At 68.8% G+C, this 13,483-nt stretch carries 12 protein-coding genes; 9 read left to right on the top strand and 3 right to left on the bottom strand.

Going from position 1 to position 13,483, the window contains the following annotated elements; genetic code table 11:
* Positions 1-106 precede the first annotated feature (106 nt).
* From GDR74_RS02940 to GDR74_RS02920, 5 genes are all read left to right on the top strand, one after another.
* Positions 107-1,240, top strand: coding sequence for a saccharopine dehydrogenase family protein (locus GDR74_RS02940; RefSeq protein ID WP_152584904.1), 1,134 nt, complete (start codon positions 107-109; stop codon positions 1,238-1,240).
* Between the two features lie 214 nt (positions 1,241-1,454).
* The gene (amaB, locus tag GDR74_RS02935; protein WP_152584903.1) at positions 1,455-3,020 is read left to right on the top strand and encodes an L-piperidine-6-carboxylate dehydrogenase; all 1,566 of its coding nucleotides are present in this window, start codon (positions 1,455-1,457) and stop codon (positions 3,018-3,020) included.
* An 86-nt stretch (positions 3,021-3,106) separates the two neighbouring features.
* Positions 3,107-4,786 (top strand): thiamine pyrophosphate-binding protein, encoded by a 1,680-nt coding sequence (locus GDR74_RS02930; RefSeq protein ID WP_152584902.1) that lies wholly within the window; start codon positions 3,107-3,109, stop codon positions 4,784-4,786.
* A gap of 82 nt (positions 4,787-4,868) precedes the next feature.
* Entirely contained in the window at positions 4,869-5,255 is a 387-nt protein-coding gene (locus tag GDR74_RS02925) for a GNAT family N-acetyltransferase (protein WP_152584901.1), read from the top strand.
* Between the two features lie 201 nt (positions 5,256-5,456).
* Positions 5,457-5,714, top strand: coding sequence for a YjhX family toxin (locus GDR74_RS02920; RefSeq protein WP_152584900.1), 258 nt, complete (start codon positions 5,457-5,459; stop codon positions 5,712-5,714).
* Between the two features lie 20 nt (positions 5,715-5,734).
* Here GDR74_RS02920 and GDR74_RS02915 read toward each other — a convergent pair whose 3' ends face one another.
* Genes GDR74_RS02915 through GDR74_RS02905 form a run of 3 tightly spaced genes read right to left on the bottom strand, consistent with a single transcriptional unit; the run spans position 5,735 to position 8,239 of the window.
* Positions 5,735-6,307, bottom strand: coding sequence for a cysteine hydrolase family protein (locus tag GDR74_RS02915; RefSeq protein ID WP_152584899.1), 573 nt, complete (start codon positions 6,305-6,307; stop codon positions 5,735-5,737).
* Between the two features lie 3 nt (positions 6,308-6,310).
* Entirely contained in the window at positions 6,311-7,282 is a 972-nt protein-coding gene (gene tal / locus GDR74_RS02910) for a transaldolase (protein ID WP_152584898.1), read from the bottom strand.
* Positions 7,283-7,312: 30 nt separating this feature from the next.
* A complete protein-coding gene (locus GDR74_RS02905; RefSeq protein WP_152584897.1) occupies positions 7,313-8,239 on the bottom strand; it encodes a LysR family transcriptional regulator in 927 nt (308 codons plus the stop codon).
* A 132-nt stretch (positions 8,240-8,371) separates the two neighbouring features.
* Here GDR74_RS02905 and GDR74_RS02900 point away from each other — a divergent pair, with 132 nt between their 5' ends.
* From GDR74_RS02900 to GDR74_RS02885, 4 genes are all read left to right on the top strand, one after another.
* Positions 8,372-9,868: a CoA-acylating methylmalonate-semialdehyde dehydrogenase gene (locus GDR74_RS02900; protein WP_152584896.1), complete on the top strand. Its 1,497-nt coding sequence runs from the start codon at positions 8,372-8,374 to the stop codon at positions 9,866-9,868.
* A gap of 96 nt (positions 9,869-9,964) precedes the next feature.
* Positions 9,965-11,116: an isobutyryl-CoA dehydrogenase gene (locus GDR74_RS02895; protein WP_152584895.1), complete on the top strand. Its 1,152-nt coding sequence runs from the start codon at positions 9,965-9,967 to the stop codon at positions 11,114-11,116.
* Between the two features lie 110 nt (positions 11,117-11,226).
* Positions 11,227-12,117: a 3-hydroxyisobutyrate dehydrogenase gene (gene mmsB / locus GDR74_RS02890; protein ID WP_152584894.1), complete on the top strand. Its 891-nt coding sequence runs from the start codon at positions 11,227-11,229 to the stop codon at positions 12,115-12,117.
* Positions 12,118-12,269: 152 nt separating this feature from the next.
* Complete coding sequence (locus GDR74_RS02885) at positions 12,270-13,481, top strand: peptide ABC transporter permease (RefSeq protein ID WP_152584893.1); 1,212 nt, start codon at positions 12,270-12,272, stop codon at positions 13,479-13,481.
* Positions 13,482-13,483: the final 2 nt, after the last annotated feature.

The raw sequence follows: 13,483 nt of genomic DNA, 5'->3' as shown, positions 1-13,483 counted from the left end.
TAGCTACGTCGTTTCGCCGTAAACTATTCGGCTTCTCGTCGTCCTGTCTATGGCGTTCTGCAGGCCCATGCCTTTTTCTGCCTGAAACAACTTCGGAGGTCAGGCCATGCATTCCATCCTCGTCATCGGCGCCGGCAAGATCGGCTCCACCATTGCCGACATGCTTCACGAGACGGGCGACTACGCCGTCACCGTTGCGGATGTCTCCGCGGCCGCGCTTGCCACCGTGGCCAGGGACGGCATCAGGACGATCCAGCTCGACTTCAGCGACGCGGTCGCCCTGCAGTCGGCGCTCAAGGGCCACTATGCGGTGCTCAGCGCCGCGCCCTACCACCTGACCGGCCATGTGGCCCAGGCCGCGCGGCTCGCGGGCGTCAACTATTTCGACCTGACCGAGGACGTCGCCACCACCCGCATGGTCAAGGAGCTGGCCGAGGGCGCGGAGACCGCCTTCATTCCCCAGTGCGGCCTCGCCCCGGGCTTCATCTCCATCGTCGCCCACGACATCGCGAGCCGCTTCGACAAGCTCGACACGGTGCGGCTGCGCGTGGGCGCCCTGCCGCAATATCCCTCGAACGCCCTCTCCTACAACCTGACCTGGAGCACGGACGGCGTCATCAACGAGTACATCGAGCGCTGCGAGGCCATCGTCGACGGCCAGCTCCGGGAGGTCCCGGCCATGGAGGAGCTCGAGGAGTTCTCCCTCGACGGCACCCGCTACGAGGCGTTCAACACCTCGGGCGGCCTCGGCACCCTGTGCGAGACCCTCGGCGGCAAGGTCCGCACCCTCAACTACAAGACCATCCGTTATCCTGGCCACTGCGCCCTGATGCGGGTGCTCCTGAACGACCTGCAGCTGCGCAACCGCCGCGAGGTCCTCAAGGACATCCTGGAGCAGGCCGTCCCCTCGACCATGCAGGACATGGTCATCGTCTTCGTGACCGTGACCGGCGAGCGCAACGGCCGTCACGTGCAGGAGACCTACGCCCGCAGCATCTACGGCCAGACCGTCGCCGGCAAGCCGCGCACGGCCATCCAGGTCACCACCGCCGCCGGCATCTGCGCCATGCTGGACCTCCTGGTCGCCGGCAAGATCGAGAAGCGCGGCTTCCGCAAGCAGGAAGAGGTCGACCTCGACACCTTCCTCGCGAACCGCTTCGGGCGGGTCTATGCGGGCGAGCGCCTCGGGACGGTCGAGGACCATGCCGGCGGCAAGGCGTCCCTCGCCGCGGTCGCTTGATGACCGGGAAACATCACCGTCCCGCCCCTCCCAGGGCGGGATGACCCCGAACCTATTTCCGAAACGGCATGAACCTATTCGGGAAAAGCGGTTCCCACCCTGCCCGATCATGCTTTAAGACGGTGGCACGAAGGCCGCCGTCGAACCTGTTCAAGAACGAGCGACGGCGGCGGGCTCCATTCGGGCCCGACACCCGTCCCATGGGAGATCGAAGATGTCCGCGCGCGATCAAGCCGCCCTCAAGTCTGTTCCCGCCGCTCCGGCCCCCGTTGCCGAGGAGGCCCGTGCCATCCTGAAGCGCCTCGGCGTCCCGGACAGCGTCTTCGCTCCCTCGGGCCGCCCCGCCCTTTCGCCGATCTCGGGCGAGACCGTCGCCCATGTGCGCGAGACGACGCCGGAGGAGGCGAAGGCCGCGATCGCCCGGGCCGACGCCGCCTTCAAGGTCTGGCGCCGGATCCCGGCTCCGAAGCGCGGCGAGTTCGTGCGCCTGATCGGCGAGGAGCTGCGCGCCGCCAAGGACGACCTCGGCCGCCTGGTGACACTGGAAGCGGGCAAGGTCACCTCCGAGGGCCTGGGCGAAGTGCAGGAAATGATCGACATCTGCGACTTCGCGGTCGGCCTCTCGCGCCAGCTCTACGGCCTCACCATCGCCACCGAGCGCGCCGACCACCGCATGATGGAGACCTGGCACCCGCTGGGCGTCTGCGGCGTGATCTCCGCCTTCAACTTCCCCGTGGCGGTCTGGTCCTGGAACGCGGCGCTCGCCTTCGTCTGCGGCGACTCCGTCGTGTGGAAGCCCTCCGAGAAGACGCTCCTCACCGCGCTCGCCACCAAGGCCATCGTCGAGCGCGCCGCCAAGCGTTTCGGCGGCGTTCCGGAGGGCCTCCTGGAAGTGCTGCTCGGCGGCCGCGAGATCGGCGAGATCCTCGTCGACGACCATCGGGTCCCGGTCGTCTCGGCCACCGGCTCGACCGCCATGGGCCGCCAGGTCGGCCCGAAGCTCGCGGCGCGCTTCGCGCGGGCGATCCTGGAGCTCGGCGGCAACAACGCCGCCATCGTCGCTCCCTCCGCCGACCTCGACCTCGCCCTGCGCGGCATCGCCTTCGCGGCCATGGGCACGGCGGGCCAGCGCTGCACCACCCTGCGCCGCCTCTTCGTGCACGAGAGCGTCTATGACCGGCTCGTGCCGCGCCTGAAGAAGGTCTATTCGAGCGTGACGATCGGCGATCCCCGCCGCGAGGGCGTTCTCGTCGGCCCGCTGATCGACAAGGCGGCGTTCGACGGAATGGAGCGCGCCCTGGACGAGGCCCGCGCCGCGGGCGGCGTCGTGCACGGCGGCGGCCGCTACACGGACGGGGAATGCGCCAACGGCTTCTATGCGCGGCCTGCCCTGGTCGAGATGCCGGAGCAGAAGGGCCCCGTGCTGCGGGAAACCTTCGCGCCGATCCTGTACGTGATGCGCTATACGGACTTCGAGGACGTCATCGCACAGCACAACGCGGTGGGCGCGGGCCTCTCCTCCTCCATCTTCACCCTCGACATGCGCGAGGCCGAAACCTTCATCTCGGCGGTCGGCTCCGATTGCGGCATCGCCAACGTGAACATCGGCCCCTCCGGCGCCGAGATCGGCGGCGCGTTCGGCGGCGAGAAGGAAACGGGCGGAGGCCGCGAGGCGGGATCCGACGCCTGGAAGGCCTACATGCGCCGCGCCACCAACACGATCAACTACGGCAGGACCCTTCCGCTCGCCCAGGGCGTGAAGTTCGACGTGGACGCCTGAGGCGGCCCCTTCCGGCCGGGGCGGATCAGCCCGCCCCGGCTGTCCTCGATTCTTCTCCTCTTCCTCTCTCCCATCGCGAGCCTTCCATGACAGCGCCCTCCCGCACCGGCGGCCAGATCCTTGTCGATCAGCTCCTCGTCCACGGGGTCGATCACATCTTCTGTGTGCCGGGGGAGAGCTATCTCGCCGCGCTCGACGCCCTGCACGATGCGGACATCGCCGTGACGGTCTGCCGGCAGGAAGGCGGCGCCGCGATGATGGCGGAGGCCTACGGCAAGCTCACCGGGCGCCCCGGCATCTGCTTCGTCACCCGCGGCCCCGGCGCCACCAACGCCTCGCCCGGCCTGCACATCGCCAGGCAGGACTCGACGCCGATGATCCTGTTCGTCGGCCAGATCGAGCGGGGCATGCGCGAGCGCGAGGCCTTTCAGGAGCTCGACTACCGCGCCGCCTTCGGCGCCATGGTGAAATGGGCGACCGAGATCGACGACCCGGCGCGGTTTCCGGAGATCGTGTCCCGCGCCTTTCACGTCGCGACCTCCGGCCGGCCCGGCCCGGTGGTGATCGCCCTGCCGGAGGACGTGCTCACGGAGACCGCCGCCGTCGCGGACGCGCCGCGCTACACGGTGATCGAAAGCCACCCGGCCCCGGACCAGATGGCGCAGCTCGCCGCGCTCCTCGAGGAGGCCGAGCGGCCCATGGCCCTCGTCGGCGGCAGCCGCTGGTCGAAGGAAGCGGTGGACGGCTTCGCCCGCTTCGCCGCCGACTTCCGCCTGCCGGTGGCCTGCACCTTCCGGCGCCAGATGCTCTTTCCCGCCGATCACCCCTCCTACGCGGGCGACCTCGGCCTCGGGGTCAATCCGAAGCTCCTGGAGCGCATCAGGGACGCGGACCTGATCCTGCTGGTGGGCGGGCGGCTCTCCGAGATTCCGAGCCAGTCCTACACTCTGCTCGACATTCCCGCGCCGCGGCAGAAGCTCGTCCACATCCATCCCGATCCGAGCGAGCTCGGACGCGTCTACAGCCCGCACCTGGCGATCAACGCCTCGCCCAAGGCCTTCGTCTCGGCCCTGACCGGCCTGAAGGCGCCCGCCTCCATCCGCTGGAGCGAAGGGACCGAAGCGGCCCATGCGGCCTATCTCTCCTGGAGCGACCCGTCGAAGATCCGCCATCCCGGCAGCCTGCAGATGGGCGAGGTGATGGCCCACCTGCGCGAAGCGCTTCCCGCGGACACCATCTTCTGCAACGGAGCCGGCAACTTCGCCACCTGGGTCCACCGCTTCTGGCCGTTCCGCCACTACGGCACGCAGCTCGCGCCCACCTCCGGCTCCATGGGCTATGGGGTGCCGGCGGCGGTCGGGGCCAAGCGGGTGCAGCCCGGCAGCCCCGTCGTGGTCTTCGCCGGCGACGGCGACTTCCTCATGAACGGCCAGGAATTCGCGACCGCCGTTCAGTACGACCTGCCGATCCTCGTGATACTCGTCGACAACGGCATGTACGGCACGATCCGCATGCACCAGGAGCGCGAATATCCCGGCCGCGTCTCGGCGACGATGCTGAAGAACCCGGATTTCGCCGCCTATGCCAAAGCCTTCGGCGGCTACGGCGAGCGGGTCGAGACGACCGAGGAATTCGGCCCCGCCCTCCAGCGGGCGCTGACCTCGAGCAAGCCCGCCATCCTGCACTGCATCCTCGATCCGGAGGCGATCACGCCCGCCATGTCGCTCTCGCAGATTCGCGAGAAGGCCCTGGCGAGCCGGGCCTGACGCCGTCCGCGCCATGGCCGGTCGTTCCCCTTTGAGACTCCGCCGCGCATGCGCGGCGGATCTTTCTGCCATCAATGCCCTCATGCAGGAATCCGGCGCCTATGGCGGGGCGTACCGGCGCATCCTCGACGGGTACGAGGTGACGGAGGAGCAGGTTCTGCGCGATCACATGGTCGTCGCGGAGCGGGAGGGGCGGATCCTCGGCTTCTACAGCCTCGTGACGTCCGGCACGCCCGAACTCGACCTGATGTTCGTCGCCGATGCGGCCCAGGGCATGCGGCTCGGCGCGACGCTCTTCGACCACATGCGGCGCAGTGCGGCGGAGCACGGCCTGTCGTCGGTGACCATCGTCTCCCACCCGCCCTCCGCAGGCTTCTACGAGCGCATGGGGGCGGTCAGGACGGGGACGAAGCCCCCTTCGGGCAAAGTGACCTGGGAGCGCCCTGTCCTGACGCTCGCCGTCGCCTGATCCGTGCGCCGCGATCCGCCAGGCGTTGACGGACGAAGAGCGCCGCGCCTATATGAGCGCGGCATTCCGCCTGGAGTTTTTATGCGCAGAGAGACCGAGTCCCGGTAAGGCCCGCCACGGACAGGCGGGCGACGGCTTTCAACGAGCCGAACGCGCAAGTGCGCGCACTCTCTGACCCCATGAAAATCTTCAGGACTTCCCGTGAACGTTTCACGCAATGGACAGCGCGTGCTCCACGCGCTCGCTCAGGGCGGTGTCATCCGCCTTCACAAGGATGAGAACGGCCGCTTCTCGGACGTCGAATGCATCACCCGCGAAGGATGGCTCCTCACCCTCTGCACGATGGAGCTCTTCAGGAGCCTGCGCAGCAAGGGCCTCGTCGCCTCGACGAACGGCGGCCCCTACCGCATCACCCGGCTCGGGCTTAGCGTGGTGAGAAGCAGGCCCGACAACCGCTGACGGCATGCGGCAGGGAGGCTTTACAAGGCCTCCCCGTCCGCCTTGAGCTGGATATCGCCTGCGGGGACGACGGCGATGGCGGCCGATCCGGCGTCGAAGCCGTCGAGCAGAGCATTGTGATGATCGACGATCTGCTCGACGGTGAGGCGGTCCGTATCGACCGTCGTGTGGCCGTCCGCAACGAGCGTGACGTCGTAGCCGAGGCTCACGGCGCGCCGGCAGGTGGTGTCGATGCAGTATTGCGTCATGAGGCCGCCGACCACGAGATGACGCACGCCGTGGCTCGCCAGAACGTCCTGCAACCTCGTCTCATAGAACGAATCGCAGGCCGTCTTGTTGACGACGACATCCTCGTCCCTCCGACCGAGATCGCCGCAGATCTCCCATCCTGGGGTGCCGGTCTCCAGCCGGTGCCCGGGCCCCCCGTCATGCTGGACGAAGACGATGGGAAGGTTCCCGCGTCGCGCCTCTCCCACCAGCCTGGCGATGCGGCCGCGGACCTCGTCGAAGCGCCGCCGGACGGCGGAGCGCTCCGACCCCTTTTCCGGCAGAATGCCGTTCTGCACATCGATGATGACGAGGGCCCTCGCCATGGCTCAGGCCGCCTTCGCCTCGTCCAGGCGCCTCGCCACGAGCGTGCGCAGGGAGCGCAGGTCCTTCACGAAGGAGCGGATGCCCTCGGCCAGCTTCTCGGTCGCCATCGCATCCTCGTTGAGGGCGAAGCGGAAGCTCTTCTCGTCGAGGCGCTGCGGGGCCGGGATGCGGGCCACGCCGTCCGGCGAGAGCCTGCGCGGCAGCTCTCCCTCGGCCTTCGCCAGCTCGTCGAGGAGGGCAGGCGAAATGGTGAGCCGGTCGCAGCCGGCCAGGGCCTCGATCTCGCCGATGTTGCGGAAGGATGCGCCCATGACGACGGTGGGGATGCCTTGCGCCTTGTAGGACTCGTAGATGCGGCGCACGGAGAGCACGCCGGGATCGGTCTCGCCGGTATAGGGGCCGCCGCCGTTCTTCACGTGCCAGTCGAGGATGCGGCCGACGAAGGGCGAGATGAGGAAGACGCCCGCCTCCGCGCAGGCCTGCGCCTGGACCTGGCTGAACAGGAGGGTCAGGTTGCAGTCGATGCCCTCCTTCTGGAGGATTTCCGCGGCCCGGATTCCCTCCCAGGTGGAGGCGATCTTGATCAGGATGCGCTCGCGGCCGATGCCGCGCTCCTTGTAGGCCCCGACGATCGCGCGGGCCTTCTCGACCGTCGCCGCCGTGTCGAAGGAAAGGTCCGCGTCGACCTCGGTGGAGACGCGGCCCGGCACGAGGCGGGCGAGTTCCGCGCCGAAGGCGACGGCGAGACGGTCGCAGATCGCCGCGACCGCGCCTTCGCGGGAGCCGCCCTGGGACCGTCCCCAGGCCAGGGCCTCCTCGACGATGGCGGCATAGGCCGGGTTCTCGACCGCCTTGAGGAGAAGGGTCGGGTTGGTGGTGCAGTCCTGCGGCTTGAGGCGGCGCACGGCGTCGAGATCGCCCGTATCGGCGACGACGACGGTCATGCTGCGCAGCTGTTCGAGCTTGGAGGGCATCGGGTTCTCCATGGGTTCGTTGGCCCAGCCTTAGACCGTCTCGCGGGCGGCGTGAAGCCCGGGAGCGCCTTCGAAAAGGCCGCGGTTCGCCTTGACCCGCGCCAGGATGAAGGCGTGGACCTCCTCGACCCGCCGGAGGCTGCGCACCTCGGCATGGGTCACGAGCCAGTAGGTGCGGGAATAGGCGATGTCGGGCAGGATCCGGCGAAGCTCGGGGAACCGCCCGACGGCGTAGTCGTGCAGGATCCCGACCCCCGCCCCGGCCCGCACCGCCTCCATCTGCGCCACGACGCTCGCGCATTCGAACCGGCGGGCCGTGACCTTCTCCAGCCCCGAGAAATAGTCGAGCAGCGGGCTGTAGAGGAGATCCGGCACATAGGTGACGAGGGTCTTGCCGGCGAGATCGGCCAGCTCCGCCACCGGGCCGTTCCGGGCGAGGTAGTCTTCCGAGGCATAGAGGCTCAGCCGGTAGTCGGTGAGCTTGCGGGACACCAGGCGGCCCTCCGTCGGGCGTTCGAGGGTGATGGCGATGTCGGCCTCGCGCTTCGAGAGGGAGAAGGTGCGCGGCAGGGCCACGAGCTGAAGGGTGAGGTCGGGATGCCGCTCCGCGAAACGGCCGAGCTCGGGGGCGAGGAAGTAAGTGCCCAGGCCGTCCGGCGCCCCGATCCGCACCGTGCCCGACAGGGCGAAGTCGGAGCCGCCGATCTCGCTCGCCACGGCAAGCGCCTGGCTCTCCATGCTCTCGGCCTTGGCGAGCAGCCGCTCCCCCTGCTCGGTAAGGGCATAGCCCTGGGGGCTGCGCTCGAACAGCTTGGCCTTGAGCGCTCCTTCCAGCGCGGCGATGCGGCGGGAAACGGTGGTATGATCCGCCTCGAGCTGGCGGGAGGCCGCCGTGAGGCGGCCCGCCCGCGCGACGGCGAGGAAGAAGCGCAGGTCGTCCCAGTTGAAGGCGCTCATCGGAAGGGCCGCATGTTGGTGTTTGTGCACAACGCACCTTCATTATCGCCCATAGTCGTGCGAATTTGACAATGGTAGAGAGTCCCGGCGCTCAGAACATCCAAGTCAGAACATCCAAGGAGGACAGACGCCATGCGCGAGATCGGACATTTCATCGGCGGCAAGCACGTTCCCGGCAGGTCCGGCCGCACGGCGGACGTTTTCCAGCCGATGACCGGGGACGTGATCGCCAAGGTCGCCCTCGCCTCCAAGGAGGAGCTTCGCCAGGCCGTGGAGAACGCCAAGGCCGCGCAGCCGGCCTGGGCCGCGACCAACCCGCAGCGCCGCGCCCGCGTGCTCATGCGCTTCCTCGAGCTGATCGCCAAGGAGACCGACGCCCTCGCCGAGCTGCTCGCCCGCGAGCACGGCAAGACCATTTCCGACGCCAAGGGCGACATCCAGCGCGGCGTCGAAGTCGCGGAGTTCTGCACCGGCATCCCGCACCTGATGAAGGGCGAGTACACCGAAGGGGCGGGTCCCGGGATCGACATGTATTCCATCCGCCAGCCGCTCGGCGTGGTGGCCGGCATCACCCCGTTCAACTTCCCGGCCATGATCCCGCTCTGGAAGCTGGCGCCGGCCATCGCCTGCGGCAACGCCTTCATCCTCAAGCCCTCCGAGCGCGATCCCGGCGTGCCCATGCGCCTCGCCGAGCTGATGATCGAAGCGGGCCTCCCGGCGGGCATCCTCAACGTGGTCAACGGCGACAAGGAATCCGTCGACGGCATCCTGGACGATCCCGACATCAAGGCGGTGGGCTTCGTGGGCTCCTCCGCCATTGCGGAATACGTCTATGCCCGTGCGGCGGCGAACGGAAAGCGCGCCCAGTGCTTCGGCGGCGCGAAGAACCACATGATCATCATGCCCGACGCCGACCTGGACCAGGCGGTGGACGCGCTGATCGGCGCGGGCTACGGCTCGGCCGGCGAGCGCTGCATGGCGGTGTCGGTGGCGGTGCCCGTGGGCAAGAGCACCGCCGACGCGCTGATGGACAAGCTGATCCCGCGGGTCGAGAGCCTGAAGGTCGGCCCCTCCACCGATCCCTCCGCCGACTTCGGCCCCCTCGTCACCAAGGCCCATCTGGACAAGGTGCGGTCTTACGTGGACCTCGGCGTGCAGGAAGGCGCCAAGCTCGTGGTGGACGGCCGCAACTTCACCATGCAGGGCTACGAGAACGGCTTCTACATGGGCGGCTGCCTGTTCGACGAGGTGCGCCCCGACATGCGCATCTACAAGGAGGAGATCTTCGGCCCGGTCCTCTCCGTGGTGCGCGCCAGGAACTACGACGAGGCACTGCGCCTGCCGACCGAGCACGAATACGGCAACGGCGTCGCGATCTACACCCGCGACGGCGACGCGGCCCGCGACTTCGCCGCCAAGGTCAACGTGGGCATGGTCGGCATCAACGTGCCGATCCCGGTGCCGCTGGCCTACTACACCTTCGGCGGCTGGAAGCGCTCCGGTTTCGGCGACCTCAACCAGCACGGCCCGGATGCGATCCGCTTCTACACCAAGACCAAGACGGTCACGTCCCGCTGGCCGTCCGGCATCAAGGAAGGCGCGGAATTCTCCATTCCGACGATGAAGTGAAAATGCTCATGATGGCCGGGACTTTGTCCCGGCCATTTCGTCTCTAGATCCAAAGTCGGGGTGCACGGAGCGCCCCTCTCGTGCCGATTTAGGACCATGACCCAGTTCTCCCTCACCGACGACCAGATCGCCATTCGCGACATGGCCCTCGCCTTCGCGGCGGAGAGGCTTGCGCCCCATGCCCTCGAATGGGACGAGAAGAAGCATTTTCCCGTCGACGCGATGCGCGAGGCGGCGGCGCTCGGCATGGCGGCGATCTATATCCGCGACGACGTGGGCGGGTCGGGCATGACGCGCCTCGACGCGGCTCTCATCTTCGAGGCCCTCGCCACGGGCTGCCCCGCCGTGGCGGCCTTTCTTTCGATCCACAACATGGCGACGTGGATGATCGACCGCTACGGCACGGACGAGCAGCGCCGGCGCTACGTTCCGCGCCTCGCCACCATGGAGCTGATCGCGAGCTACTGCCTCACGGAGCCGGGCTCCGGCTCCGACGCGGCGGCGCTGAAGACGAAGGCCGTGCGCGACGGCGACCACTACGTCGTCAACGGCGTCAAGCAGTTCATCTCCGGCGCCGGCACCTCCGACATCTACGTGACCATGGTGCGCACGGGGGAAGAGGGCGCCTCCGGCATCTCGACCCTCGTCATCGAGAAGGACATGCCGGGCGTCTCCTTCGGGGCCCAGGAGAAGAAGATGGGCTGGAACGCCCAGCCCACCGCCGCAGTGATCTTCGAGGACGTGCGGGTGCCGGTGGCCAACCGCCTCTCGGACGAGGGCATGGGCTTCAAGATCGCCATGGCCGGTCTCGACGGCGGACGCCTCAACATCGGCGCCTGCTCGCTGGGCGGCGCGCAGGCCGCCCTCGACAAGGCCCTCGCCTATGCCCAGGACCGCAAGGCCTTCGGCAAGCGCATCGCCGACATGCAGGCGCTCCAGTTCAGGTTCGCCGACATGGCGACCGAGCTGGAGGCGGCGCGCACCTTCCTGTGGCGGGCGGCCGCCGCCCTCGACGCGAAGGCGCTCGACGCCACCAAGCTCTGCGCCATGGCCAAGCGCATCGCCACCGATACCGGCTTCGAGGTCGCGAACCAGGCTCTCCAGATCCACGGCGGCTACGGCTACCTCGCGGATTACGGGATCGAGAAGATCGTGCGCGACCTGCGCGTCCACCAGATCCTCGAGGGCACCAACGAGATCATGCGGCTCATCGTGGCGCGCGATCTGGTGGGGCGCGGGAACCGCTGATCGGTTTCATACCGTAGTTTGAACGATGCCCCCGGGCGATCCTGAGGCGATCCTGCCCGGCGGGCGCACCCGATGAGAACAGGTCTCACCAACGCAGAGGGAGGAACCCCATGACCGACATCGCCTTCATCGGCCTGGGCAACATGGGCGGGCCGATGGCCGCCAATCTCGTCAAGGCCGGTCACGCCGTCACCGGCTTCGACCTCTCGCCCGCCTCCTGCGACCAGGCGCGGGCGGACGGCGTGAGCGTCGCCAGCTCCGCCGCCGATGCGGCGCGCGGCGCGGAGGTCGTGATCACCATGCTGCCGGCGGGCAGGCACGTGCTCTCGGTCTGGACCGACATCCTTCCCTCCGTGAAGGACGGCTCCCTGCTGATCGACTGCTCCACCGTCGACGTGGAAAGCGCGCGCAGGGCGCATGCCATGGCCCGCGAGCAGGAGCGCAGCATCCTGAGCCTCGACGCGCCGGTCTCGGGCGGCGTCGGCGGAGCCAAGGGGGCGACCCTGACCTTCATGGCGGGCGGCCCAGCGGAGGCCTTCGCACGGGCCGAGCCGATTCTCTCCCGCATGGGCAAGAAGGTCGTCCATTGCGGCGAGGCGGGAGCGGGCCAGGCCGCCAAGATCTGCAACAACATGATCCTCGGCATCTCGATGATCGGGGTCGCGGAGGCCTTCGTGCTCGCCGAGAAGCTGGGACTCTCGCATCAGGCCCTGTTCGACGTGGCCTCCACCTCCTCCGGCCAGTGCTGGTCGCTCACCACCTACTGCCCGGTGCCCGGCCCGGTGCCGACCTCGCCCGCCAACAACGGTTACAGGCCAGGCTTCGCGGCGGCGCTGATGTTGAAGGACCTCAGGCTCGCTCAGGAAGCCGCGCTCGCCTCCGGCGCGACCACGCCCCTCGGCGCCGAGGCGGCGCAGCTCTATGCCCTGTTCAACAACGCGGGGCATGAGGGCGACGACTTCTCGGGCATCATCAACTTCATCCGGGGGCAGGCGCGCTGACCGGAGGAGACGCCCCGGTCGCCCCTTGCGAAAGGTCACGCCCGTTCAGGAGAAACCCCGGCCAGGTGTTGCACGGCACCTACAGCTTTCGGCCCGGGGCTCCGCTAGGCTCGCCTTCCAAAGTCACTCAACTTTCGATTGCCGAGCCTGACATGGCCCGTCCGCCCAGCCTTACGGCCGACCCATCCGCCGACGCCGCCGCGATGCTGCGCCGGGTCGGGTTCGCGCTCCTTCTCTTCGCGATCCCCGTCGCCGCGGTCCTCACCCGCCGCGCGGTGGTGGTCCTCGCTCCCCTGGCGGTCGTCCTCCTCGTGCTCGCCGCCCTCATCGACGGCGGCACCCGCGCTCCCGGGGAGAGGCTCCGCTCCATCCTTGCATCGCCGGCAGGCCTCGCAGGCCTCGTCCTGCTGGCCTGGACGACCCTGTCGCTGATCTGGACGCCCTTCACGGCGGAGGCCTCCGAGCGCCTCTTCAACATCGCCGGCATGGCGCTTCTGGGCCTTGCCGGCTATCTGGCCCTGCCGGACCGCATGCGTTCGGCGAACCTCTACCTCCTGCCCGTGGGCGTGGGCCTCACGGCGTTACTCGGCATGCTCATCGCCGTTCGGGGCGATTTCGGCTTCGATCCGGACGGGCAGAGCCTCGAGCGCGGCATGATCGTCCTGGCCCTGCTGGTCTGGCCCGCGGTCGCCTGGCTCCACTCCCGCGGACGGAGCCTGGAAGCCCTGCTTCTGGCCGTCGTCGTCGCCCTTGCCGCTCTCGTCGCGGAGGAGCCCTTGCCTATCCAGTGCCTCGCCGTGGGGGCGGTCGCCTTCGCCGTCACCGCCGTCAGCACACGGGTGGGGACGCGCGTCACGGCCCTCGCCATGGCCGGCCTGCTGCTTCTCGCGCCGCTCCTGCCGTTCCTGCTGAAGCCCCTTGCCGCCGCCTTCACGGGCGCAGCCTCGCCCGCGGCGGCGAGCCTCGCGGTGTGGCGGAACGTGGTGCGCGGCGATCCTCTCCGGCTGATTACCGGCCACGGCCTCGAGACGGCGCTGCGCGGACGCTTTTTCGGCCTGCTGCCGGTGGATGCGCCCTACACGGTGCTGTTCGAGATCTGGTACGAACTCGGCCTCGTCGGCGCGGCGGCAGGCGCGATCATGCTATATGCCTGTGCCATGAAGTCCGGCGAGCAGCGCCCGATCCTGGAGCCCGGCATCATGGCGACCTTCGCGACGGCCTATGCGTTCGGCTGTTTCGGGATCGGCACGGCCCAGGTCTGGTGGTTCACAGCTCTCGTCGTGGTGGTGCTGATCTTCGTCGCCATCGAGCGCGGCCAGTTCCGCACGAAGCGGCCCAAGGCGGTCCTTCACCGCACCCGCTGAAC

This window comes from Microvirga thermotolerans, assembly GCF_009363855.1.
Lineage (GTDB): Bacteria > Pseudomonadota > Alphaproteobacteria > Rhizobiales > Beijerinckiaceae > Microvirga > Microvirga thermotolerans.
The sequence above is the reverse complement of the archived record's forward strand: the minus strand, read 5'-3'. Positions and strand labels throughout refer to the sequence as shown.